The 22738-nt window shown below is 72.1% G+C and carries 19 protein-coding genes and 1 pseudogene; 10 read left to right on the top strand and 10 right to left on the bottom strand.

Translation table 11 applies throughout. The features are described from left to right. Positions 1-47 precede the first annotated feature (47 nt). On the bottom strand, positions 48-2063 hold the full coding sequence (locus tag ACIA8X_RS31760) for an FAD-dependent oxidoreductase (RefSeq protein WP_393444004.1): 2016 nt from the start codon (positions 2061-2063) through the stop codon (positions 48-50). A 131-nt stretch (positions 2064-2194) separates the two neighbouring features. On the opposite strand from ACIA8X_RS31760, the gene ACIA8X_RS31755 reads away from it, so the two are divergent. Continuing rightward, positions 2195-3352 carry a M20 family metallopeptidase gene (locus tag ACIA8X_RS31755; RefSeq protein WP_399459721.1) on the top strand — a complete coding sequence of 386 codons (1158 nt, stop codon included), beginning with the start codon at positions 2195-2197 and terminating at the stop codon, positions 3350-3352. Positions 3353-3369: 17 nt separating this feature from the next. Here ACIA8X_RS31755 and ACIA8X_RS31750 read toward each other — a convergent pair whose 3' ends face one another. Both ACIA8X_RS31750 and ACIA8X_RS31745 read right to left on the bottom strand, forming a co-directional pair. Next, positions 3370-3750: a hypothetical protein gene (locus ACIA8X_RS31750; protein ID WP_393444008.1), complete on the bottom strand. Its 381-nt coding sequence runs from the start codon at positions 3748-3750 to the stop codon at positions 3370-3372. Between the two features lie 123 nt (positions 3751-3873). After that, complete coding sequence (locus ACIA8X_RS31745) at positions 3874-4746, bottom strand: hypothetical protein (RefSeq protein WP_393444010.1); 873 nt, start codon at positions 4744-4746, stop codon at positions 3874-3876. 268 nt (positions 4747-5014) lie between these two features. Between ACIA8X_RS31745 and ACIA8X_RS31740 the strand changes: the two genes are divergently transcribed. Next, positions 5015-7096, top strand: a complete 2082-nt coding sequence (locus ACIA8X_RS31740; RefSeq protein ID WP_393444012.1) for a SpoIIE family protein phosphatase — start codon at positions 5015-5017, stop codon at positions 7094-7096. A gap of 256 nt (positions 7097-7352) precedes the next feature. Here the strand turns inward: ACIA8X_RS31740 and ACIA8X_RS31735 are convergent, their stop codons facing one another. Then, a complete protein-coding gene (locus ACIA8X_RS31735) occupies positions 7353-8171 on the bottom strand; it encodes a putative protein N(5)-glutamine methyltransferase (protein WP_393444014.1) in 819 nt (272 codons plus the stop codon). A gap of 299 nt (positions 8172-8470) precedes the next feature. Between ACIA8X_RS31735 and ACIA8X_RS31730 the strand changes: the two genes are divergently transcribed. The 3 genes from ACIA8X_RS31730 (at position 8471) to ACIA8X_RS31720 (ending at position 10534) form a co-directional block, all read left to right on the top strand. Further along, positions 8471-9076, top strand: coding sequence for a sulfite oxidase-like oxidoreductase (locus tag ACIA8X_RS31730; RefSeq protein WP_393444016.1), 606 nt, complete (start codon positions 8471-8473; stop codon positions 9074-9076). A 10-nt stretch (positions 9077-9086) separates the two neighbouring features. Beyond that, positions 9087-9851 (top strand): ferredoxin reductase, encoded by a 765-nt coding sequence (locus tag ACIA8X_RS31725; protein WP_393444379.1) that lies wholly within the window; start codon positions 9087-9089, stop codon positions 9849-9851. 98 nt (positions 9852-9949) lie between these two features. After that, entirely contained in the window at positions 9950-10534 is a 585-nt protein-coding gene (locus ACIA8X_RS31720) for a hypothetical protein (RefSeq protein WP_393444018.1), read from the top strand. Positions 10535-10666: 132 nt separating this feature from the next. Here ACIA8X_RS31720 and ACIA8X_RS31715 read toward each other — a convergent pair whose 3' ends face one another. Continuing rightward, positions 10667-12046, bottom strand: coding sequence for an 8-oxoguanine deaminase (locus ACIA8X_RS31715; protein ID WP_393444020.1), 1380 nt, complete (start codon positions 12044-12046; stop codon positions 10667-10669). 102 nt (positions 12047-12148) lie between these two features. On the opposite strand from ACIA8X_RS31715, the gene ACIA8X_RS31710 reads away from it, so the two are divergent. Both ACIA8X_RS31710 and ACIA8X_RS31705 read left to right on the top strand, forming a co-directional pair. Next, complete coding sequence (locus tag ACIA8X_RS31710) at positions 12149-13117, top strand: acetylxylan esterase (protein ID WP_393444022.1); 969 nt, start codon at positions 12149-12151, stop codon at positions 13115-13117. Between the two features lie 159 nt (positions 13118-13276). Then, positions 13277-14443 carry a serine hydrolase domain-containing protein gene (locus ACIA8X_RS31705; protein ID WP_393444024.1) on the top strand — a complete coding sequence of 389 codons (1167 nt, stop codon included), beginning with the start codon at positions 13277-13279 and terminating at the stop codon, positions 14441-14443. 11 nt (positions 14444-14454) lie between these two features. Here the strand turns inward: ACIA8X_RS31705 and ACIA8X_RS31700 are convergent, their stop codons facing one another. Together ACIA8X_RS31700 and ACIA8X_RS31695 are read right to left on the bottom strand one after the other, a co-directional pair. Beyond that, the gene (locus tag ACIA8X_RS31700) at positions 14455-15183 is read right to left on the bottom strand and encodes a class I SAM-dependent methyltransferase (RefSeq protein WP_393444026.1); all 729 of its coding nucleotides are present in this window, start codon (positions 15181-15183) and stop codon (positions 14455-14457) included. Positions 15184-15188: 5 nt separating this feature from the next. Further along, positions 15189-15746 carry a PadR family transcriptional regulator gene (locus ACIA8X_RS31695; RefSeq protein ID WP_393444028.1) on the bottom strand — a complete coding sequence of 186 codons (558 nt, stop codon included), beginning with the start codon at positions 15744-15746 and terminating at the stop codon, positions 15189-15191. 70 nt (positions 15747-15816) lie between these two features. On the opposite strand from ACIA8X_RS31695, the gene ACIA8X_RS31690 reads away from it, so the two are divergent. From ACIA8X_RS31690 to ACIA8X_RS31680, 3 genes and pseudogenes are all read left to right on the top strand, one after another. Continuing rightward, positions 15817-16215 carry a nuclear transport factor 2 family protein gene (locus ACIA8X_RS31690; RefSeq protein WP_393444030.1) on the top strand — a complete coding sequence of 133 codons (399 nt, stop codon included), beginning with the start codon at positions 15817-15819 and terminating at the stop codon, positions 16213-16215. Positions 16216-16647: 432 nt separating this feature from the next. Then, positions 16648-17790 carry a transcription termination factor Rho gene (gene rho, locus ACIA8X_RS31685; protein WP_393444032.1) on the top strand — a complete coding sequence of 381 codons (1143 nt, stop codon included), beginning with the start codon at positions 16648-16650 and terminating at the stop codon, positions 17788-17790. Positions 17791-17883: 93 nt separating this feature from the next. Continuing rightward, a pseudogene (locus ACIA8X_RS31680) lies at positions 17884-18720 on the top strand (D-alanyl-D-alanine carboxypeptidase family protein); the annotation flags it as partial. 83 nt (positions 18721-18803) lie between these two features. On the opposite strand, the gene ACIA8X_RS31675 reads toward ACIA8X_RS31680, so the two are convergent. The 3 genes from ACIA8X_RS31675 to ACIA8X_RS31665 form a co-directional block, all read right to left on the bottom strand. Then, a complete protein-coding gene (locus ACIA8X_RS31675; RefSeq protein WP_393444034.1) occupies positions 18804-20168 on the bottom strand; it encodes a glycosyltransferase 87 family protein in 1365 nt (454 codons plus the stop codon). After that, positions 20165-21559, bottom strand: coding sequence for a polyprenol phosphomannose-dependent alpha 1,6 mannosyltransferase MptB (mptB, locus tag ACIA8X_RS31670; RefSeq protein ID WP_393444037.1), 1395 nt, complete (start codon positions 21557-21559; stop codon positions 20165-20167). The genes ACIA8X_RS31675 and mptB overlap by 4 nt, the downstream gene beginning before the upstream one ends. Positions 21560-21785: 226 nt before the next feature. Next, complete coding sequence (locus tag ACIA8X_RS31665) at positions 21786-22727, bottom strand: glutaminase (protein ID WP_393444039.1); 942 nt, start codon at positions 22725-22727, stop codon at positions 21786-21788. Positions 22728-22738 lie beyond the last annotated feature (11 nt).

The following is a 22738-nucleotide window of genomic DNA, read 5'->3' as shown; positions in this document are numbered from 1 at the left end:
ATCCTAGGGACGCGAGGAGGTCGTCCTGCGAAGGCGACCACTCGCCCCTACAGGCTCGCCGCCAGCTCCGTGCCCTGCTTGATGGCACGCTTGGCGTCCAGTTCGGCGGCCACGTCGGCACCGCCGATGAGGTGCGCGCTGGCGCCCGCGGCGAGCAGCGCCTCGTACAGGTCGCGACGCGGCTCCTGCCCGGTGCACAGGACGATCGTGTCGACCGGAAGGACCGTGCTCTCCTCGCCGACGGTGACGTGCAGTCCCGCGTCGTCGATACGGTCGTAGCGCACGCCCGGGACCATGGTGACGCCCCGGTGCTTGAGCTCGGTGCGGTGGATCCAGCCGGTGGTCTTACCGAGGCCCGCGCCGACCTTGGTGGTCTTGCGCTGGAGCAGGTGGACGGTGCGCGGCGGGGCGGGGCGCTCGGGGGCGGCAAGGCCACCGGGGCCCGCATAGTCCATGTCGACGCCCCACTGGCGGAAGTACGTCGCCGGGTCCTCGCTCGCCTTGTCGCCGCCGTCGGTGAGGAACTCGGCGACGTCGAAGCCGATGCCGCCCGCGCCGAGGACGGCGACGCGCTCGCCGACGGGGGCGCCGTCGCGCAGCACGTCGAGGTAGCCGACGACGCTCGGGTGGTCGACGCCGGGGATGTCCGGGGTGCGCGGGGTGACGCCGGTGGCGACCACGACCTCGTCGTAGGCGGCGAGATCCTCGGCCGACACCCAGGTGTTCAGCCGTATGTCCACGCCCTGCCAGTCGAGTTGGTGGCGGAAGTAGCGCAGCGTCTCGTCGAACTCCTGCTTGCCGGGGACCTTGCGGGCGACGTTCAGCTGGCCGCCGATCTCGCTCGCGGCGTCGAACAGCGTGACGTCGTGGCCGCGTTCGGCCGCGCTGACGGCGCAGGCGAGACCCGCCGGCCCCGCGCCGACGACCGCGACGCGCTTGCGCAGCCGGGTCGGGGACAGGGTCAGCTCGGTCTCGTGGCAGGCGCGCGGGTTGACCAGGCAGGACGTGATCTTGCCGCTGAAGGTGTGGTCGAGACAGGCCTGGTTGCAGCCGATGCAGGTGTTGATGGCCTCGGGTTTCCCGGCGGCGGCCTTGGCGACGAAGTCGGGGTCGGCGAGCATCGGGCGGGCCATCGACACCATGTCCGCGCAGCCGTCCGCCAGCAACTCCTCCGCCAGTTCGGGGGTGTTGATGCGGTTGGTGGTGACCAGCGGGACCGACACCTCGCCCATCAACCGCTTCGTGACCCAGGTGTACGCGCCGCGCGGCACCGAGGTGGCGATGGTCGGGATGCGTGCCTCGTGCCAGCCGATGCCGGTGTTGATGATCGTCGCTCCGGCGGCCTCGACGGCCTTCGCGAGCGTGATCACCTCGTCGAGGGTCGAACCGCCGGGCACGAGGTCCAGCATCGACAGCCGGTAGACGATGATGAAGTCCTCGCCTACGGCCTCGCGCACCCGCCGCACGATCTCGACCGGGAAGCCCATCCGGTTCTCGTACGAGCCGCCCCAGCGGTCGGTGCGCCGGTTGGTCTGCGTGGCGATGAACTCGTTGATGAGGTAGCCCTCGGAGCCCATGATCTCCACGCCGTCGTAGCCGGCCTGCTGGGCGAGGCGGGCGGCGCGGGCGTAGTCGTCGATGGTCCGCTCGACGTCGGCGTCGGTGAGCTCGCGGGGTGGGAAGGGGCTGATCGGCGCCTGGAGCGGGCTCGGGGCGACGAGGTCCTGGTGGTAGGCGTACCGGCCGAAGTGCAGGATCTGCATCGCGATCCGGCCGCCCTCGCGGTGCACGGCGTCGGTGATGACCCGGTGCTGCTCGGCCTCGGCGTCGGTGGTGAGCTTGGCGCCGCCCTCGTACGGGCGCCCCTCGTCGTTGGGGGCGATGCCACCGGTGACGATCAGGCCCACTCCCCCGCGCGCCCGCTCCGCGTAGAAGGCCGCCATGCGCTCGAAGCCGCGCTCGGCCTCCTCCAGGCCGACGTGCATGGAGCCCATGAGGACGCGGTTGGGCAGCGTGGTGAAGCCCAGGTCGAGCGGGCTCAGCAGGTGCGGGTAACGGCTCATCGGGCCCCTCCGTGCGGTGTCGTGCCTGACGTAGTTGTAGAGGACCGCACAGCCTTTATGCAACTAGTTGCACAACCGGGGAGGGGTGACACCCGCCACTGACACCGAGCGCCCTCGGGCACAGTGGCCCCATGACCGAACACGCCGACGTGATCGACCTCGCCCAGCAACTGATCCGCCGCCCCAGCCGTGCCGGGATCGACGACTACGGCCCCGTCCTCGGCGTCCTGGAGGACTGGCTCACCGTGCGCGGACTTCCGTATCGCCGCCTCCACGGCGACAGGGGCACCGTCGGCCTGCTGATCGAGGTCGCCGGTGGCCGGCCCGGCCCCTGGTGGGCCCTGGACGCCTGTGCCGACACCGCGCCCTACGGCGACGAGGCCGCATGGTCGTTCGCCCCAGACTCCGGCGACGTCGTCGACGGCTGGCTGCGCGGCAGGGGCGCGGCGGACTCCAAGCTCGCCGCGGCGATGTTCTGCGGCATCGCGGCCGAGCTGCAGGGCCGGGCCGGCGATCTGCGCGGCGGGCTCGCGGTACTGCTCGACGTCGACGAGCACACGGGCGGCTTCGGAGGTGCCCACGCCTACCTCGCCGACCAGGAGGCGGTCCGGCCGTCCGGCGTACTGATCGGCTACCCGGGGCTCGACGAGGTCGTGGTCGGCGGGCGGGGACTGTGGCGGGCCACGATCGCGGTGCACGCGGTCTCGGGCCACTCGGGGTCGCGCCGTACGACGCCCGGGGCCGTCTCCCGCGCTGCACATCTCGTACGACTCCTGGAGGAGGCCGAACTCCCGGGCGCCGAGGACGAGTTCCCCCTGCCGCCGAAGCTGACGGTGACCTCCAGCCACGGCGGCCAGGGGTTCTCGGTCGTGCCCGACCTGTGCGAGCTGGGGGTCGATATCCGCACCACGCCCGGCTTCGACGCCCGCGCCGCCGAGCGGCTGGTCAGCGAGGCGGTGCGCGAGCTGGACGCCAGGGTGCCCGTCCCGCGACCGACCGAGATCACCCCGGTCGCCTCCTGGCCTCCGTATCGCCTGGCCGACGACCGGCAGCCCGCGGCGGCCCTGCTCGACGCCGCCTCGGCAGAAGGTCTCACCATCCGGCCGAAGACCGCCGGCCCCTCGAACATCGGGAATCTGCTGGCGGGCGAGGGCATCCCTGCCACGGCGGGCTTCGGGGTGCGGTACGCGGGGCTGCACGGCGTGGACGAGCGGGCCTGTCTCGACGACCTGCCCGCCGTCCACACCGTGTACCGGCGTGCCGTGCTCAGCCTGCTCGGCTCGTCATGAACATCCGGGCGCTCTCGTCAGGAGACCCCGGACCGGCTCTTCAGCACCACGTGCAACTCCCGCTCCTGGTCACCTGAAGCCGAGGTGAGGTCGTGCACCGTGAACAGGGAGTCCAGCGTCGTACGGAGCCGTTCGATGGCCCAGTAGCCGCCCTGCGCGTCGGCCTCCACGGACGACGAGAGCCGCGCGGGCGGCGGGCACTCGTGCGTGTCCGTGACCTCGAAGGTGCCGAGCCACACCATGGGGCGCGTCTCATGGAGCTGCTGCGGTACGTCCTCGGGGCCCCGGTCGGACTCGAAGCACGTGCACAGCGTGTCGAAGACGATCCGGGCGTCCTCCTTGCTGCATCCGCTGATCTCGACGGAGACGGGTTCCTCGTGCAGTCGTTCACGATCCATCGTGATCGCTCCTCTCGTGGCCGCGCCGCGGTGCCACGGGTAGCCCGCGGAACCGGACCCCAACCCCAAGAAAAGCACCACGTGCGCCGGAGCACTACCGGCGGAGCCCGTCGCGTCCGTGCCTCAGCTCCGCGTGAACCGGTACGTCTTGCTGTCGGTCAGCACGCAGAAGCCTGGCGAGACGACGATCACGCGCAGGGTGCCGGTACGGCGGTCGTAGTCGATGCCCTCGGTCTCGAACTCGCCCGAGCAGGAGCTGCGCAGCGGCAGCTGGCGCAGGGCCGTGACATGGCCGCTCACGTCGGAGCTGCCTGGCTCGGCGGAGAGGTCGATCTGGAGCAGCGGCTTGGTCATGCCGAAGAGGGTGCCCGCGGGGTCGTCGGAGGAGCACAGCAGGGTCGTGGCGCTGAGGAAGTCACAGCCCTGTACGTCGCGTACGGCGTGGTCCAGGCGGACGCTGGACGTCCAGGGGAGGTTCGCGGAGGGGGACGTGCTCGGGTTGACGCCGGGCGTCGGGTGGACGAGCAGGCGGGTCATGGTGCCCCACTCGCCCGAGACCATCCACTGGCCGCCGGGCGTGATGGCGACGAAGGAGTTGTTCAGCGCCTCCCCGGAGCCCAGCGCGTGGACGTACTCCGACCAGGTCCCGTCCGGCGCCTGCACCCGGAACATCTTCGCGCTGCCCGAGTCCGCCTGGTACGGCTCGACGTAGTAGCCGTTGTAGGAGGCGTCGGGGTCACCCACGTGGTTCCAGCCGCGGCTGCTGACCGAGGTGGGGATGGTGCCGATGCCGGTGTAGCGGTTGGGGCTGTTCGCCGGGACCTCGACGGAGGTCAGGCCCTGGCTCTCGGTCAGCGGGTCGGCACGGTCGGAGCCCACCTCCGCCCAGGTGTCGGCGGCCTGCGCGGGCGTCGCGGTGGTCAGCACGGCGGCGGAGGCGAGGGCGACGAGGCCGGTGAGAACGGCATGACAACGTTGCCGGGCACGCAGGGCCATGGGAGCGACTCCTTGGGGGTGGGGGCGTGTCGGCGGACAGTCTGGCGGGGCGATGTGGTCATGTACAGACCAAGGCGGCGAACGTGCGCTGTCTGATCGGCCACAGTCACATGGCCTCGTCACCGCTTCGGCGGACGTTCCTCGTCGTGTTGAGGGATGGTGGAGGTGAACTACCAAGGGGGCCCGGATCCGGTTGAACGCGGTAGAACAAGGGGAGTCGGCACGGGGGAACGGCGTGCCGCGAGGATGGGTGAAGGCGGTGCGTGGGATGTCTGCAGCCGAACCGCCCGTCGCCGAGGGCGACGAGCCGGTCCGCGGGCCGGTGGGGCCCAGCGGGCTGCTCGACGTGCTGGGCGTGGCCTCGGTGGTCCTGGACACCGAGGGGCGCATCGTCCTGTGGAGCCCTCAGGCCGAGGAGCTGTTCGGCTATCCGGCGCAGGAGGCGCTGGGCGAGTACGCCGCCCGGATCATGGTCCACGAGCAGTACCTCGACCTGGTCGTCAAGCTGTTCGCCGACGTCATGGAGACCGGTGAGGGCTGGGCCGGGGCCTTCCCGATCCGGCGCAAGGACGGCAGCACGCGCCTGGTGGAGTTCCGCAACATGCGGCTGCTGGACGACCAGGGGGACGTCTACGCGCTGGGCCTGTGCGCCGACCAGTCGACGGTCCGCCAGGTGGAGCGGGACGTGGCCCTGTCGACACGGACGATCGCCCAGGCTCCGGTCGGGCTGGCCGTCCTGGACACCGAGCTGCGCTACGTCTCCGTCAACCCGGCGCTGGCGCTGCTCAACGGCGTCGCAGCCGAGGATCACATCGGCCTCACGCCACGTGAGCTGCTGCCCGATCCCGATGCCGCCGAGGCCATCGAAGCGGCTTTGCGCGAGGTCCTGCGGACCGGTGATCCGATCGTCAACCAACGCATCATGGGCCGGACCAAGGCCGACCCGGACATGGAGCACTTCTGGTCCATCTCGCTCTACCGGCTGGAGGACACGGCGGGGACGGTGCTGGGCGTGGCCGGTATGGCCGTCGACATCACCGAGCAGCACCAGGCGGCAGTCGAGGCGGAGACGGCGCGGCGGCGCCTGGCCCTCATCGCCGACGCCTCCGCGCGGATCGGCACCACGCTGGAGCTGGACCGCACGGCGCACGAGCTGGCCGACGTCGCCGTGCCGGAGCTCGCCGACGTGGCGGCCGTGGATCTGCTGGACGCCGTGATGGAGGGCAGGCGCAGCACCCTCGGCCCCGCCGAGTCGGCCGTGATCCGGGCCCTGGCCGTCCGGGCGGCGCACGACACGGAGGCCCTGGACGCCGCCGACCCGCCCGGGCAGGTCGCCCGCTACGGCCCGGACCGCCTGGTCACCGAGTGCGTGCGCACCGGCAGCCCCGTCATGGTCGCCCATGTCGAGGAGAAGGACCTGCCGCGTATAGCCCGCTCCCCCGAGGCCGCCCTGCAGTTGGTGCGCGCGGGTGTGCACTCCTATCTGGCGGTGCCGCTGATCGCGCGCGGCGAGGTGCTCGGCGCCCTCGACCTCAAGCGCACCCGCAATCCGCTGCCGTTCAGCGAGGACGACCTGCTGCTCGCCCGTGAGCTGGCGGCCCGCGCGGCCGTCCAGATCGACAACGCACGCTGGTACCAGAACGCCCGCGACACCGCCCTGACCCTCCAGCGCAGTCTGCTGCCCAGCCACCCGCCGGTGACCGGCGGTCTGGAGGTCGCCTCCCGCTACCAGCCGGCGGGCGCCATCGCCGAGGTCGGCGGCGACTGGTTCGACGTGATCCCCCTGGAGGGCGGCAAGACCGCGCTCGTCGTCGGCGACGTGATGGGCAGCGGCATCGACGCCGCCACGACCATGGGCCGACTGCGCACCGCGACCCACACCCTGGCCTCCCTCGACCTCGAACCGACCCGGCTCCTGGAACACCTCGACAAGATCACCGAGGGCCTCGACCACTCCATCGCCACCTGCGTCTACGCCGTCCACGACCCGCGGCTGCGGCAGTGCCGGATCGCCAACGCCGGGCATCTGCCGCCCGTCCGCGTCCGCCACGGCCACCCCCCGGAACTCCTCGAACTGCCCACCGGGGCGCCGCTGGGCGTGGGCGGTGTCGCCTTCTCGACGACGACCGTCGACCTCGAACCCGGCGACCAGCTGGTGTTCTACACGGACGGGCTGGTCGAGACCCGGCAGCACCCCCTCGACGAGCGCCTCGACGCGCTCCTGGAGCTCCTCGACGACCCCGACCGCCCCCTGGAGGAGTGCTGCGACCTCCTCCTGCGCACCCTGCACCGGCCCGACAACTCCGACGACGTGGCGCTGCTCATCGCCCGCGTGCTGCCGCCGAGTTGACAGGTAGGGCGCCGACGACGGGGTCTCGCCTGCGGCCTCCGGATCGGCCCCGCCGTCACCTGACACGCCCCGCGAACGGCACGGGCACGGCGGCTTCGGGTTCGGCTTCGGCGGAGGCGGCGTGCACGGTGAGGCCACCAGGACTGCCTCGCGCGTATTCGCGGGCGACTGAGACGAGTGGCAGAACCGACCGGGGGCCGGGTGACTGGCGAGGCAGAAGACCGCCACCACCACGTGACCCGGCCCTCCGGCCCGCTCAGTTGAGGCCGACCACGACCGTCGTGTACAGCTCCTCGGAGGCGATCAGACGTGCCGACAGTCCGCTGCGGGTGAAGGCCTCCAGGGCCGTCGGCGCCTGGCGTTCGCTGGTCTCGATCAGCAGACAGCCGCCGGGCGCGAGCCAGCGGGGCGCCTCGGCGGCGACCCGGCGCAGGACATCCAGGCCGTCCGGGCCGCCGTCCAGAGCGACGCGCGGCTCGTGGTCGCGTGCCTCGGCGGGCAGCAGGCCGACCTCGTCGGTGGGGACGTACGGCACGTTCGCCGCGAGGATGCCGACACGGCCGCGCAGGACGCCGGGCAGCGCCTCGAACAGATCGCCCGCGTGGACCTGGCCGCCGAAGGGGGCCACGTTGCGGCCGGCGCAGCGCACCGCCTCCGGGTCGATGTCGGCGGCGTGCAGCTCGACCCCGCCGAGTGCGGCGGCCAGTGCCGCGCCGACCGCGCCCGAGCCGCAGCACAGGTCCACCACGACGGACGCGTCCGGGGCGTGGGCGAGGGCCTGGTCGACCAGGAACTCGGTACGGCGCCGGGGCACGAAGACGCCGGGTTCCACCGCGATGCGCAGACCGCGGAACTCGGCCCAGCCGACGACGAGTTCGAGGGGCAGGCCGGTGACACGGCGGTCCACCATGGCGGCCAGCTCGTCCGGGGTGCGGGCGGCGGCCAGGATCAAACGGGCCTCGTCCTCCGCGAAGACACAGCCGGCGGCGCGCAGGGCGGTCACGACGGCGTCGCGCGAGCTCACCAGCGGTGAGGGGGACGACGGCGAGGACGAGGAAGCGGACAGAGGGGGCATGGATGCCGAGAGCCTTTCGGAAGCCGAAGGGCGCTCTCGCGGTCGTCTACTGGCGGTGATCCACGCCGGTTCGACCGGTTCGAGGTGAGAGCACCCGACCTGACACAGCGGTAATGGGTCTCACCTCCCTTGCTCCGCATGCCGGGACTCCCCCGGCCGGACGGCCACACTACCCCAACGATCACGAGGGGTCCCCGGGCATCGAGGAACGAGCGCGAACGCGTACGGTTGAATGAACACCTACTGATCACGCTCGACCCGCGGGCCGTCGCCTACGGCGGCCTGGAGGCACCACCCCCATGAATGTCACCCGAGGCTTCACCGGACGCCCGCGCGTCCAGAACGCCGGACTGCCGCCCGGCCAGTACGACGCGGGCGACGACTGGCCCGTCCTCTCCGCCGAGGTCACGCCCGACCTCACGCCCGCCGACTGGTCCTTCCGCGTCGACGGTCTCGTCGAGGAGCCGCGCACCTGGAGCTGGGAGGAAGCGCACGAGCTGCCGGCGTCGGCGTACGAGGGCGACATCCACTGCGTGACGAGTTGGTCGAAGTTCGGCGTGCGGTTCGCGGGCGTGTCACTGGACGCCTTCCTCAATGTGGCCCGGCCCCATGGGTCCGCCACACATGCCGTCGCCTATGCGCACACCGGGTACACCACGAACCTGCCGCTCGCCGACCTCACCGGCGGGCGGGCCTGGATCGCCTGGGAGTACGACGGGGAGCCGCTCGCTCCGGAGCACGGTGGCCCGGCACGGCTGCTGGTGCCGCACCTGTACTTCTGGAAGAGCGCCAAGTGGATCGCGGGCCTGCGGATCCTCGACCACGACGAGCCGGGGTTCTGGGAGCAGAACGGCTACCACGCCCGCGGCAACCCCTGGGAGGAACAGCGGTACTCCGGTGACTGAGGTAATCGACATGGCCGAGGCGGCCGAAGCGTTCACTCCCGCGACCCGGTTCGCCGTGCCCGGCCGGATCGCCGTCAGCAACCGTGCCGCCGCGGTGTGGCAGACCGCCACGATCACCGAGATCCGCCGGGAGACCCCGCACGCCGCCACGTTCCGGCTGGCGGTGCCCGCGTGGGCGGGCCATCTGCCCGGCCAGCACCTGATGCTGCGGCTGACCGCCGGCGACGGCTATGTGGCCCAGCGCCACTACTCGATCGCGTCCGCTCCGGACGACCCCGGGCACATCGAGCTGACCCTCGACCATGTCGAGGGCGGTGAGGTGTCCGGCTGGTTCCACACGGTGGCCGCGCCCGGTGACACGGTTGAGGTGCGCGGCCCGCTCAGCGGCTTCTTCGCCTGGCCCGGGGACCGGCCCGCGCTGCTGATCGGCGCCGGCTCCGGCGTCGTACCGCTGATGTCGATGGTGCGGCACCACCGGGCGCTTGACCTGGACGTGCCGCTGCGGCTGCTGGTGTCGGCACGCAGCCCGGAGGAGCTGATCTACGCGCGGGAGTACGGCGTGGAGACGACGCTCGTGTTCACCCGGAGCGCGCCGGCAGGTGTGCCGGTGGGACGTATGGCCGCCGCACATGTGGCGCCACTCCTGGCCGAGCGGCCTCCCGGTGGGTGGGAGGCCTATGTGTGCGGCTCCAACGCCTTCGCGGAACACGCCTCACGACTGCTCGTGGCGGCAGGCCAACCGGTGGACCGTATCCGGATCGAGCGCTTCGGCTGATCATCGCGGGCTTCGGCTCATCGGCGGCCGGGCGCGAGGACGTGTGTCCGTCCGGGATCGTCAGGAACGATGTCCGGGGCACGGGGTACCCGCACGGCATGCGAAGCCGGGTACGTGGCTGGCGCAGGCGGCCGAATCCGCTGCGGCGCCGGTCGGATGTCGTGGAGGCGTGGAGCCTATGGGCCGTGGCCGTCCTGTTGATCGTCGTCGCGCCCCTGGTCGGGGTGGTCGCGGGCTGGTGGGCCCATGACGACGCCCGGACCACGGCCCGCGAGCAGCGCGCCGATCGCCGTCATCTCCGGGCCGAGACGGTCGAGGGGGCATCGGACGCGCTGCCCACTGCGCACAGGGGACGGCAGCCGTCCACGGAGGTGACGGTCCGCTGGACGGAGCCCGGGGGCGGTGTGCGTACGGCCACCGCACATGTGGCGGCGGGCACACGGGCCGGTGAGACGGTCGACGTGTGGGTGGACTCCCGGGGCCGGAGCGTGGCCCCGCCGCCGGACGGCACGGCGGTCTGGCAGCACACGGTCACCCTCGGCGTCTGCGCGGCGGGCGGCGCGGTCGCCGTGATCCTCCTCGGCCACGCCGTCGTACGGCACACGGCGATGCGTCGCCGCCTGGCGGAATGGGAGCGGGAGTGGGCCCGCACGGAGCCGAACTGGACGCGCCGTCGGGCCTGAGCCGTGGCGTGCGTGCTGCTGATCTGCCTCTCGCACGCGCCTCGGTCCCGGGTGCGCACGTCCCGATACCCGTGCGCGCCCCTTGATGCCCTGCGCGCACCTCCCGCGGCCGCGTCCTGCGTCCGCCGTCGGCTACACCCCCCGCTGCATCCGGCGCGCGATCGCGCCGTGTTCCCGCAGGGCGTCCGCCAGCCCGGTCAGCCGGGGCTCACCGCGGTCGACCAGGATCCGGCCCGCGACCACCGTGGTCCAGGCCCGGGCGGGACCACACCGCAGCCATGCCTCCACGGGGTCACTCACCGCACCGGCCAGCGCGACCTCGTGCAGGTCCCAGACGACGAGGTCGGCGCACGCCCCCGGCCGCAGATGGCCCAGCTCGTCCTCCCGGCCCAGGCAGCGCGCCGAGCCACGGGTGGCGATGTCGAGGGCGTCACGGGCGGTCATCGCGCCGGGGCCGCCTCGGTAGCGGCCCAGCAGCAGCGCGGCCCGGGTCTCCATCCAGAGCGAGGCGTGGTCCGTGGAGGCGGAGCCGTCGCAGCCGATGCCGACGGGCAGGCCCAGCTCGCGCATCTCCTTCACGCGCGCGGTGCCGCCGCCGATGAGCATGTTGGAGCTGGGGCAGTGCGCCACGCCGACCCCGGCGGCCGCGAGGCGGCGCAGTTCGGCGTCGTTCGGGTAGATGCAGTGCGCGACCCAGCTGCGGTCGCTCATCCACCCCGTCTCCTCGAAGTACTCGACGGGACGACAGCCGTACGTCTCAAGGCAGTAGGTGTCCTCGTCGTGGTCCTCGGCGAGGTGCGTGTGCAGTCGTACGTCATGCCGCTCGGCGAGTTCGGCGGTCGCGGTCATCAGTGACTTCGTCACCGAGAACGGAGAACAGGGCGCCAGGGCGACCCGCACCAACGCGCCCGGCTCGGGGTCGTGGTACGTCCGGATCAGACGCTCGCTGTCGGCGAGCACCTCCTCCTCGGTCTGCGTGACGCTCCTCGGCGGCAGCCCCCCGTCCTCGACGGAGCGGGTCATCGAGCCGCGGGTGGCGTGGAAGCGGAAGCCGATGTCGCGGCCGGCGCGGATCTCGGCGTCGACGAGGCGCGGTCGGGGATGGACGTAGAGGTGGTCGGACGACGTGGTGCAGCCACCCATGAGCAGTTCGGCCATGCCGACGTACGCCGACACGTACGCGGCCTCCTCGTCGAGGCCGGCCCAGAGCGGGTAGAGGGTGGTCAGCCAGTCGAACAGGGAGCCGTTCACGGCGGGCGCGTAGGAGCGGGTGAGGTTCTGGTAGATGTGATGGTGCGTGTTGACCAGGCCCGGCGTGACGAGCCGTCCGGCCGCCGAGACGGTCGTGCGGGCCTCGGGCTCGCTCCCGGCGGTGCCGACGCCGGTCACCCGACCATCGGTGACTGCCAGCCAGCCGCCCGGGATCTCCCGCCCTGCGTCCACGGCGAGCAGTTCGGCATCCCTGACCAGCAGTTCCGCGGTCCGGACCGGAGGAGCGACGGCAGACGTCATGGCGCCATCGTAGGGCTCGGCCCGGGAAAGATCTGGCCAGTCGTCCGATCATCCACGTACGGTGTGATCATCCGCAGTCACTCTTCGCAAAGGCGGTCCTCCATGGCCCTGTTCGACCTTCCGCTCGACGAACTGCGCGAGTATCGCAGCAAGTCCGTCGAGCCCGAGGGCTTCGACGCGTTCTGGTCCAAGACCCTCGACGAGGCGCGCGGGCACGATCTGGACGCCCGTTTCGAGCCGGTCGACACGGGGCTGTCCACGGTGCGGGTGTACGACGTGACGTTCGCCGGGTTCGGCGGTCACCCGGTGAAGGGCTGGCTGCGGCTGCCCGCCGAGGCCACGGAGCCGCTCCCGCTGGTCGTGGAGTTCATCGGCTACGGCGGCGGACGCGGCTTGCCGCACGAGAACCTGCTGTGGGCGTCCACGGGCCGCGCGCACTTCATGATGGACACGCGCGGCCAGGGCAGCGCGTGGGGCGCCGGCGGCGGAACCCCCGACCCGGTGGGCGCCGCGCCGGCCTACCCCGGCTTCATGACCCGTGGCATCGACGCGCCCGAGAACTACTACTACCGCCGGGTGTTCACGGACGCGGTCCGCGCCGTGGAGGCCGCCCGCTCGCACCCCCTGACCGACGCCTCGCGCACGATCGCACTGGGCGCGAGCCAGGGCGGCGGCATCACGATCGCGGTCGGCGGCCTGGTGCCGGACCTGGCGGCGATCGCGCCGGACGTGCCGTTCCTGTGCGACTACCCGCGCGCGACGACCCTGACGGACCGCAACCCGTACCGCGAGATCGGCCACTACCTCAAGACGCACCGGGGCCGCACCGAGGACGTCCTGAACACCCTGTCCTACTTCGACGCCGTCCACTTCGCGGCCCGCGGCCGGGCGCCCGCCCTCTTCTCTGCGGCCCTGGAGGACCAGACCTGCCCGCCGTCCACCGTCTTCGCGGCGTTCAACGCCTGGGCGCACGACGAGAAGGCCATCGAGGTGTACGACTTCAACGACCACGAGGGCGGCGGCCCGTTCCACGACGCGGCCAAGCTGGACTGGCTGCGCGCGCACGCCTGAGCGCGTCTTGACCGAGCATGGCGTGGACGTGCCGCACGGCTCTTCCGGTGATTCGGAGTGCCCGGCACCTTCCACCCAGTCCGACCAGTCGGTACGTTCAGGGAAGCCCGGGGCGCGGTGGAGCGGCCCGGGTTTCCGGCGGACGACGAGGGACGGCCCATGACGGAGCACGAGGCGCAGGTGCACGGCCACTGCGATCCGCGGTTCGCGGCGGTGCGGACGGCGTTCGAGGCGAACTTCCGCGAGCGCGGGGAGCTGGGCGCCGCGGTCGCCGTCACGATCGGCGGCGAGACCGTCGTGGACCTGTGGGGCGGATGGGCCGACGCGGCCCGCAGCCGCCCCTGGGAGCGCGACACGCTGGTCAACGTGTGGTCCACGTCCAAGGGACCGACGGCACTGTGCGCGCACATCCTCGCCGACCGGGGACTGCTCGACCTCGACGCACCGGTGGCCGAGTACTGGCCGGAGTTCGCCGCCGCGGGCAAGGACCAGATCCTCGTACGGCATCTGCTGTCACACCGGGCCGGTCTGTCCGGTCTGCGGGAGCCGCACTCGCTTCGGCAGCTCTGCGACTGGGAGTTGACGACACAGCGGTTGGCGGCGATGGAACCGTGGTGGACGCCGGGGACGGTCTCCGGGTATCACGCCCTCACGTTCGGCTTCCTGGTCGGGGAGGTCGTGCGGCGGGTGTCGGGGCTGCTGCCCGGGGCCTTTCTGGAGCGGGAGGTGACCGGGCCGCTCGGCATCGACTTCGCGATCGGGTTGCCGGAGAAGGACTCCGGGCGGGTGGCCGAGCTGATACATCCGCCGGCCGCGACGAGCAGTGAACAGGCCGCGATCTTCAGTCAGTTGGCGCCCGCAGCCCTGGCCGCGCTGACCAACCCGGTCGTGGGGGCGGCCCAGGCCAACTCGCCCGAGTGGCGGGCCGCGGAGATCCCCGCCGCGAACGGCCACGGCGCGGCGCGGGCGGTCGCCGCGCTGTACGGGATCTTCGCGGGTCGCGGGGCGTACGACGGCCACCGCATCCTCTCCCCCGAGGCGGCCGAGCGGGTCCGCGAGGGGCAGGGCAGCTGCCGCGATCTGGTGCTCGGCGCCGGGTTCGAGAGTGAGACCGAGGTCGGCCTCGGCCTGTGGCTCAGCGGGCCGAACGGCTCGTACGGGCCCAACCCGAGGGCTTTCGGGCATGACGGCTTCGGCGGCTCCTGCGGGCTGGCCGACCCGGAGGCCGGGGTGTCGCTGGGCTATGCGATGAACGCCATGGGCCCCCATATCGCCAACGACCCACGGAAGATGGCGCTGGTGGACGCCCTGTACAGCGCCTTGTGATCCAACCCCGGCTAATCCGCCCGGCGCCGCGCCACCACCATCCGCACGTGCGGGCTCCCGTCCCGCTGCCGTCCGAACTCGGGCAGTGCCTGCAGTTCCACCTGGAAACCCGCACGCGTCAGTTCGCTCCGCACCTCGCCGAGCCGGAAGGCCCGGTAGTACATGACGAACGGGGGACGCCACACGGCGTTGCGTACCCGCATCACCGCGTCGAAGCCCAGCAGCATCCAGTAGACCGGGGACGCGGGACCCGGCGGTGCCACGACCGGGAAGACGAAGCATCCGCCGGTCCGCAGGACGGAGCGGACCTGGGCGAACAGCCCCGGCAGCTCACGGGGCAGGAAGTGCCCGAACGCCCCGAAGCTCACCACGAGGTCGAAGGCGGGGGCGAACGGCAGGGCCCGGGCGTCCGCACGGACCCAGGACACTCGCGGCCCGTCCGCCCGCACCCGCCGCCGGGCGACGTCGAGCATGCCGGCGCTGAAGTCGACGCCGGTGACGCTGCGCCGGCACACCCCGGCCAGCACGTCCACGCCGGCGCCCGTCCCGCAGCAGAGGTCGAGTCCGTCGTCGTACGGGCCCGTGCGCGCGAGCGCCGTCGTGACGGCGGAGAGCACCGAGTCCGGCGTACGGAACGGAGTGTGGTCGAACTTGGGGGCGAGCAGGTCGTATCCGCGCTCCACGGACGACAGCGCCTGGACGGCGAGTTCACGCAACGAGGGGCCTTCGGGGCTGAACATTGGCGTCACCCCCGCGCCACACGGTGCTTCAGGACGGCGAGAACGCGCTCGCACCAGCGCAGGTTCTCCTCCTCGAAGGAGATACCGCGCAGCAGCGTCAGATACGGCCCGACGCGGTCGGCATCGCGCAGGTACTCCTCCTCGGGCTGCCCGTCGAGGAGGCGGTCGCGGACGCGTTCGTATCGGTCGAGTTTGCCGCGCGCCCAGGTCATGCGTTCCTCGATCAGGGCGTGGGCGGCCTCGGAGTCCTCCATGGCCTGCAGCTTGATCAGGAGTTCGTCGCGGACGGCGGTGGGCCGCCTGGGCGGCTCGGCGGCGAAGGCACGCAGGTCCTCGCGGCCGGCCCGGGTGAGCGTGAACATCCGCTTGTTCGGGCGCCGTTCCTGCTGCACGAACCTGGCCTCGACAAGGCCGTCCTGCGCCAGGCGTTCCAGCTCGCGGTAGAGCTGCTGCGGGGTCGCGGGCCAGAAGTTGGCGAACGAGACGTCGAAGACCTTGGACAGTTCGTAGCCCGAGGCCTCGCCCTCCAGGAGAGCGGCGAGGACGGCGTACTTGAGGGACATATGGACACGTTAACAGCAGGTGATTATTCTCATCGGCACCTACTCAACAAATTGACTATGAGGTGATCCGATGCACGCGTTCCGCGAGGCGGTGGAGGCGGGCGACGCCGACGCCGTCGAGGCCCTGCTGGCCCAGGACGTCGTCTTCACCAGCCCGGTGGTGTTCAAGCCGTACGCCGGCAAGGCGATCACGGCGGCGATCCTGCGTGGTGTCATGCGGGTCTTCGAGGACTTCCGCTATGTGCGCGAGATCAGCGACCCGGGCGGCCGCGACCACGCGCTGGTCTTCACCACGCGCGTGGGCGACCGGGAGCTCACCGGCTGCGACTTCCTCCGGGTCAACGAGGACGGCCTGATCGACGAGTTCATGGTGATGGTCCGTCCGTTGTCGGGCGCACAGGCGCTCGCGGAGCGGATGGGGGCGCAGTTCGAGCAGATCGTGAAGGAGGCGGAAGCCAGGTCGGTCTGACGGCGAACGACCTTCGTGCGTCAACTCCCCGTACAGAGCCCTCGTTGAACAGCAGGTAGCTGTTCCTCCCGGTCCTCATGAGCTTCCTGCACCTCACCGACGAACGGGACCGGACCGGATCGACCACCGGCCACACCGGGAGCCACCCGCTCCCCGTGTGGTACGGTGCTGCTAGCACTTGTGTACGCCCCGCTGTGGGCGCCGGTGCGAGTTTTCCTTCAATTCGCTGATCCTCCCGGACCATCGCGGTCGGCGCATCAGCTTCCCGGCACCACCTCGTGAGCAAATCTTTCGTCGGCACTTCGACGCCGTACGCGAGGTGACGTTCCGCCGCCCGAAGGCGCGCGCGTTCTGCCCGCCTTCCTCTCGCGGCCCTCCCCTTCCTTCCCTTCGCATGTCCCATGCCTTCCGTCCTGGAAAGGACCGACCACCATGACCACCACACTCGAACACCCCCAAGTCCAGCAGCAGCTCCCGCCCCGGGCCGTCACCGGAGTCCTCGACATCGACGCGAGCGGGAAGGGCCATCTGCGCGCCGAGAGCTGCCTGCCGTCGCCGTCCGACCTCCAGGTGCCCGCCGCGCTGATCCGGCGCTACGGCCTGCGCAAGGGCGACCTCGTCGACGGCGTCCGGGGCGACCGGCGCACCCTGGCCGAGGTGGCCCGCATGGGCGGCCGCCCGGCCGAGAACCTGCGCGGTCGTCCCCACTTCGGCGACCTCACCCCGCTGCATCCCCGGGAGCGGCTGCGCCTCGAACACCCGGCGGCCGGCCTGACCGGGCGGGTCGCCGATCTGATCGCGCCCGTCGGCAAGGGTCAGCGAGGGCTGATCGTGGCTCCGCCCAAGACCGGCAAGACCGTGCTGCTCCAGCAGATCGCGGCGGCCGTCGCCGGCAACCACCCGGAGTGCCGGCTGATGGTGGTACTCCTCGACGAACGTCCCGAGGAGGTCACCGACATGCGGCGCTCCGTGCGCGGCGAGGTGTACGCCTCCACCTTCGACCGGCCGCCCAAGCAGCACATCGCGCTGGCCGAGCTCGTGATCGAACGGGCCAAGCGGCTCGTCGAGGCGGGCGAGGACGTCGTCATCCTGCTCGACTCCCTGACCCGGCTGTGCCGGGCGCACAACAACGCGGCCGCGTCCGGTGGCCGCACCCTGAGCGGCGGCGTCGACGCGGCCGCGCTGCAGGGGCCGAAGCGGTTCTTCGGCGCCGCGCGGCTCGCCGAGGAGGGCGGTTCGCTCACCATCCTCGCCACGGCCCTGGTGGAGACCGGCTCCCGGGCCGACGACTTCTACTTCGAGGAGCTCAAGAGCACCGGCAACATGGAGCTGCGGCTGAGCCGGGATCTCGCCTCGCGCCGTGTGTTCCCCGCCGTCGACATCAACCCGTCCGGCACCCGCCGCGAGGAACTCCTCCTGCCCCCGGCCGAGTTGACCGCCGTACGCGGTCTGCGCCGGGTCCTGCAGAACCGGGACGGCCAGGGCAACCTGGAAACCCTCCTGGAGCGCATGCGGGAGACGCCCGACAACGCGACATTCCTGCGGCGGATCCAGCCGACGCTGCCCGGCGAGTGACACCCCGCACAGGCATCGTCCGTCCGGGTGCCGACGCGGCCCGTCCGGCCCGGGCAGCGCGGTGGACGACGGGAGCGTTCCTAGGTTGGCCGTATGAAGATCGGATTTATCTCCCGGGCCCTCGCGACCACCTGCGCGCTCTGCGCGGCCGGGCTGCTGGCGCTAGCGCCTTCCGCCGCGGTCGCCCACACCAGGCTCGATCCGGACCCGCCCAGCGGTCCGCAGACGCTGACACCGCTGCCGTCGCTGCTGTACCGGCCCGGCACCCATGTGCGGCCGAACGCCGACGTGCCCCGGGTTCCGCGGCTCTCCGCCCTGTCGTGGCTCGTGGCCGACGCCGACACCGGTGAGGTGCTCGCCGCGCGCAACGCGCACCGGGAGCTGCCGCCCGCCAGCACCTTGAAATCGCTGTTCGCCCTGACCGTGCTGCCGACCCTGCCCTCCGGCATCCGGCACCGGGTGAAAGAGGAGGAACTGGCGGGGATCGGGGCCGGCAGCAGTCTGGTGGGGGTCGCCGAGGGGCATACGTACCGGGTCGCCGATCTGTGGCGCGGGGTGTTCCTCAGCTCCGGCAACGACGCCGTGCGGGTGCTGGCCGCGCTCAACGGCGGCTGGCGCGCCACGGCCGCCCGTATGCAGGACAAGGCCCGTGCGCTGGGCGCCCTCGACACACGGGTGGTGTCCCCGGACGGTTACGACACGCCGGGCCAGGTCTCGTCGGCGTACGACCTGGCGGTGTTCGGGCGGGCGGGGCTGCGCAACGCGGACTTCGCCCGGTACTGCGGCACGGCCGAGGCGTTGTTCCCGGGCCGGAACGGTTGGTCGTACGAGATCCGGAACACCAATCGGCTGCTGGCCGGCACACCCGACATGGATCCGTATCCGGGCGTGATCGGCGTCAAGAACGGCTACACCAGCAAGGCGGGCAACACGCTGATCGCCGCCGCCCGCCGAGGCGATCGCACCCTGGTCGTGACGGTGCTGAACCCTCGGTCGGGCGGCGGGCTAGCCGTCTACGAGGAGGCCGGCGAGCTGCTCGACTGGGGGTTCGACGCGGCCGGGCGGGTCGAACCGGTGGGATCGCTCGACGCCTTGCGGGCGAAGCCGAGGCCAGGGCCCGTGACGGCGCCCGTGGTGGCCGCGGTGGCGCCCGAGGGCGGGCCGGCCGGGGTCGGCTGGGCGGAGGCGTGGGCGATCGCGGGCGCCACCGGTGTGGGCGCCGGCTTCGTGTCGCTGGTGCTGCGTGCCAAGTGCTTCGAGCGGGTGGACCCGGACTGACCGACCGGCAGCCGGAGCAGCAGGCAGAGCGTGATCCAGGCGTACATGTTGCTCCCGAGGAAGCCGTCCACGCCGGACGCGTCGTCGAACCACAGCCACACCACGCTGGTGCAGAGCACCGCGTACAGGCCGCCCGCGATCCGGGCGTGCCCGGCGCGGACGAGGACGGCGAAGGACGGCAGCAGCCACACCAGGTGGTGAACCCAGGTGATCGGGCTGACCAGACAGGAGGTCAGCCCGGTGAGGGCGAACGCCGCGACCCAGTCCCCTGCCGCGACCGCCCGTCGGGTACGCGCCACCCAGACGCCCAGCACCAGCAGGACCACCACCGCCCAGACCGCACGGTCCTCCACCCCGAGCCGGGCCAGGATGCCCTGCAGCGACTGGTTGGAGACGTAGTCGAGGCGGCCCACCCGAGTGGTGTCCCACATCGCGTGGGTCCAGTAGAAGCGGGAGGCGTCGGGTGCCACCCAGGCTGCCAGCGCCGTCGCCGCGGCGGCAACGGCCGTCGCCACTCCGGCGGTTCGCCAGCGCCGGGCCACCAGCAGCAGACCGATGAACGCGGCGGGCGTCAGTTTGATCGCGGCCGCGAGGCCGATGCCCAGCCCCGCCCAGCGCTCCCGCCCCGTGGACAGCAGCCAGCAGTCGAGGAGCACCAGCGCCAGCAGCAGGATGTTCACCTGGCCGAAGCTGAAGGTGTCCCTCAGCGGTTCGAAGAGGGCCAGCGCGCAGGCGGCGAGCGCGCAGCCGTACCAGCCGTAGCGCCGCCAGGAACGTCCGGCCAGCACACGCAGCGAGAAGGCGAGCGCGCCGAGGTTGAGCAGCAGCGCCACGGTGATCGCGGCGTGCAGGCCGACCAGGGTCATGGGCAGCATGACGACGGCCGCGAACGGCGGGTAGGTGAAGCCGTACGTCGTGCCGGGCACCCGGTAGTCGTAGATACGGCCGCCGTGGTGGATCCAGGTGTCCACGGTGCCGTAGTAGACGCGCAGGTCGAACCAGTCGCGCAGCAAGGGCACGGTCGCGGTGAAGACGGTCACGGCGGCGGCGAGGACGAGTACGAGGGCGAGCCGGCCGCGGTCGGTGCGGGGAAGTCTCATGCGGTGCGCTCCAACGCCGGGGCCTGCGCGGCCAGATGTGCCTGCCACAGGACGACCACCGCGAGCACGCCCCCGGAGACGGCCAGCACCAACTGGCCGACGTCCGCGGAGCCGCCGCTGGGCAGGACGGCCAGGGCGAGCACTCCGGTCAGGGCGGCGACCCGGTGCCGTACCGATGTGCTGGGCGCGGCGGCCGCGATGAGGAACAGGCCCCACAGGGCGTACCAGGGGCGGATCGCCGGTCCGAAGGCGGCCACGGCCGCGAGGCTCAGCCCGAGCGCGTACACCGGGCGCGGACGCCAGCGCCACCATATGAGGGCCACGAGGACCGCTGTGAGCACCATCCCGAAGACGTGCCACGCCGGGACGGCCAGCGGCGCCAGATCGCTGCCGATCTCGTCCAGCAGGGAGGCGGTGGCCCGGCCGAGCAGGCTGGTGAGCGCCCAGTTCTGTGACGAGACCGGGGTGTCCAGGGCGCCGATCCAGCCGTATCCCGTGCCCGCGACGGCCGTCGCGGCGACCGTGGTGGCGGCGGACGCGGCCACCGTGGTGAGCACGGCCTTGGCCACGTGATGACCGGCCCGCATCATCAGCAGCACGACCGCGGCGAGGCCCAGCGCGGCGGGCGCCTTGACCAGGGCGGCGAGCGTGACGAGTACGGCGCCCAGGATGGGCCACCGGCCGAGGGCCGCGACCAGACCGGCGCCCAGCAGGCCGAGCATGATGGCGTCGTTGTGGGCGCCCGCGACCAGGTGCAGCAGCACGAGCGGGTTCAGGGCGCCCAGCCACAGCGCGGCGGCCGGGTCGGCCCCGCTGTGCCGGGCGAGTCGCGGCAGCGCCGCCGCCATCAGCGCCACGCCGAGCAGGGCTATCAGGCGCATGCCGAGGAGCCCGGCGGGGAGTTCGCCGCGGGTCAGGCCGGACAGGGCGGAGGCGACACCGAGGAACACCGGGCCGTAGGGGGCCGCGGTGTGCCGCCACAGGGGGGCGACCTCGTCCGCGAGCGGTCCGCCGAGGTGGGCGGGCCCGTACGCATACACGTCGATGTGGGCGTCGACCATGGCGCCTTGGGCCAGGTAGCTGTACACGTCCCGGCTGAACAGCGGCGGAGCGATCAGCAGCGGGGTGGCCCAGACCGCCAGCACCAGCAGCAGGGCCCGGGGGGTGGGCGGATCCGCGCTGCGCACCAGCCGGCCGAGCAGCAGCCAGGCCGCTATCAGCAGGACGACGCCGAAGTACACGCCGACCAGGCCGAGCGCCGCGTGCGCCGAGGACGGGGCCAGGAGTTCCCGGACCGGCAGGGCACCGGCCGTCTCACCTCCCAGGGCTAGGAAGGCGGTGCCGGCCAGACCCAGAATCTGGCAGCGGCGGAGATCGACGGGGAAAGCCATGGCCAACACTCGGTCAGCGTGTCAACGCGGGGTGGCTTTCAAGCGACGCGGAGCCCTCCGGGGGGAAGCCGGAGTGTGACGGGCCGGTGATCGAATGCTGGGGGGGTCGCAGGCTGCTACCCGTCTGCCGGGTGTGGCGGTTCGCAGGCTGCGGGCCGGTGGGGGCTTGTCGCGCAGTTCCCCGCGCCCCTTGGGGCGTGCCCTCATCCGGCGTTGAAAAGTTCCGTCAGAACACCGACAGGCCCGTCAGTGTCGTGAATCTGTCCAGGGCCGCCACTCCCGCCACCGAATTGCCCCGCTCGTCCAGCCCCGGGCTCCACACGCACAGCGTGCACCGGCCCGGCACCACCGCGATGATGCCGCCGCCCACGCCGCTCTTGCCGGGCAGGCCCACCCGATAGGCGAAGTCGCCTGCCGCGTCGTACGTCCCGCAGGTCAGCATCACCGCGTTGACCTGTTTGGCTTGGCTGAGGGTGAGCAGGCGGGTGCCGTCGGCACGGAGGCCGTGGCGGGCCAGGAACGTGGTGGCCAGGGCCAGGTCGGCGCAGGACGCCATGACGGAGCACTGGCGGAAGTACTGGTCGAGCAGGACCGGGACCGGGTTGTCGATGTTGCCGTAGGACGCCATGAAGTGGGCCAGGGCGGCGTTGCGGTCGCCGTGGGCGGACTCGGAGGCGGCCACTTCCTGGTCGAAGTCCAGGGTCGGGTTGTCGCTCTCGGCGCGCAGGAAGGACAGGAGTTCGCCCGCCGCGTCTCCGGTACGGGTCTGGAGACGGTCGGTGACGACGAGGGCGCCCGCGTTGATGAACGGGTTGCGCGGGATGCCGTTCTCGTACTCCAGCTGGACCAGGGAGTTGAAGGGGTTGCCGGAGGGCTCGCGGCCGACGTGCTCCCAGAGTTCGTCGCCCTCGCGGGCCAGGTCGAGCGCGAGGGTGAACACCTTGGTGATGGACTGGGTGGAGAACGGCTCGCGCCAGTCCCCCACGCCGTACACCGAGCCGTCGAGTTCCGCGACGGCCATGCCGAAGCGACGGGGGTCGCAGGCCGCGAGTGCCGGGATGTAGTCGGCGGGCCGGCCACGGCCGGGGGTCCGCCCGATCTCCTCCGCGATGCGCTCCAAGATCGGCTGGAAGGTCAGTGACGACGTCGACGCTGCCATGATCACCATTGTGCCTTCCT

The sequence above is a fragment of the Streptomyces sp. NPDC051738 genome, assembly GCF_044453205.1.
Taxonomy (GTDB): domain Bacteria; phylum Actinomycetota; class Actinomycetes; order Streptomycetales; family Streptomycetaceae; genus Streptomyces.
This window is presented reverse-complemented; position numbering and strand designations above follow the sequence as displayed.

Bases quoted from the DNA above. Each gene is read 5' to 3' on its own strand.
- ACIA8X_RS31740 (WP_393444012.1), top strand. From the start codon at position 5,015: ATGTCTGCAGCCGAACCGCCCGTCGCCGAGGGCGACGAGCCGGTCCGC.
- ACIA8X_RS31725 (WP_393444379.1), top strand. From the start codon at position 9,087: ATGGCCGAGGCGGCCGAAGCGTTCACTCCCGCGACCCGGTTCGCCGTG.
- ACIA8X_RS31750 (WP_393444008.1), bottom strand. From the start codon at position 3,750: ATGGATCGTGAACGACTGCACGAGGAACCCGTCTCCGTCGAGATCAGC.
- ACIA8X_RS31720 (WP_393444018.1), top strand. From the start codon at position 9,950: ATGCGAAGCCGGGTACGTGGCTGGCGCAGGCGGCCGAATCCGCTGCGG.
- ACIA8X_RS31715 (WP_393444020.1), bottom strand. From the start codon at position 12,046: ATGACGTCTGCCGTCGCTCCTCCGGTCCGGACCGCGGAACTGCTGGTC.
- ACIA8X_RS31710 (WP_393444022.1), top strand. From the start codon at position 12,149: ATGGCCCTGTTCGACCTTCCGCTCGACGAACTGCGCGAGTATCGCAGC.
- ACIA8X_RS31730 (WP_393444016.1), top strand. From the start codon at position 8,471: ATGAATGTCACCCGAGGCTTCACCGGACGCCCGCGCGTCCAGAACGCC.
- ACIA8X_RS31665 (WP_393444039.1), bottom strand. From the start codon at position 22,727: ATGGTGATCATGGCAGCGTCGACGTCGTCACTGACCTTCCAGCCGATC.
- ACIA8X_RS31745 (WP_393444010.1), bottom strand. From the start codon at position 4,746: ATGGCCCTGCGTGCCCGGCAACGTTGTCATGCCGTTCTCACCGGCCTC.
- ACIA8X_RS31690 (WP_393444030.1), top strand. From the start codon at position 15,817: ATGCACGCGTTCCGCGAGGCGGTGGAGGCGGGCGACGCCGACGCCGTC.
- ACIA8X_RS31695 (WP_393444028.1), bottom strand. From the start codon at position 15,746: ATGTCCCTCAAGTACGCCGTCCTCGCCGCTCTCCTGGAGGGCGAGGCC.
- ACIA8X_RS31735 (WP_393444014.1), bottom strand. From the start codon at position 8,171: ATGCCCCCTCTGTCCGCTTCCTCGTCCTCGCCGTCGTCCCCCTCACCG.
- rho (WP_393444032.1), top strand. From the start codon at position 16,648: ATGACCACCACACTCGAACACCCCCAAGTCCAGCAGCAGCTCCCGCCC.
- ACIA8X_RS31705 (WP_393444024.1), top strand. From the start codon at position 13,277: ATGACGGAGCACGAGGCGCAGGTGCACGGCCACTGCGATCCGCGGTTC.
- ACIA8X_RS31675 (WP_393444034.1), bottom strand. From the start codon at position 20,168: ATGAGACTTCCCCGCACCGACCGCGGCCGGCTCGCCCTCGTACTCGTC.
- mptB (WP_393444037.1), bottom strand. From the start codon at position 21,559: ATGGCTTTCCCCGTCGATCTCCGCCGCTGCCAGATTCTGGGTCTGGCC.
- ACIA8X_RS31700 (WP_393444026.1), bottom strand. From the start codon at position 15,183: ATGTTCAGCCCCGAAGGCCCCTCGTTGCGTGAACTCGCCGTCCAGGCG.
- ACIA8X_RS31760 (WP_393444004.1), bottom strand. From the start codon at position 2,063: ATGAGCCGTTACCCGCACCTGCTGAGCCCGCTCGACCTGGGCTTCACC.
- ACIA8X_RS31755 (WP_399459721.1), top strand. From the start codon at position 2,195: ATGACCGAACACGCCGACGTGATCGACCTCGCCCAGCAACTGATCCGC.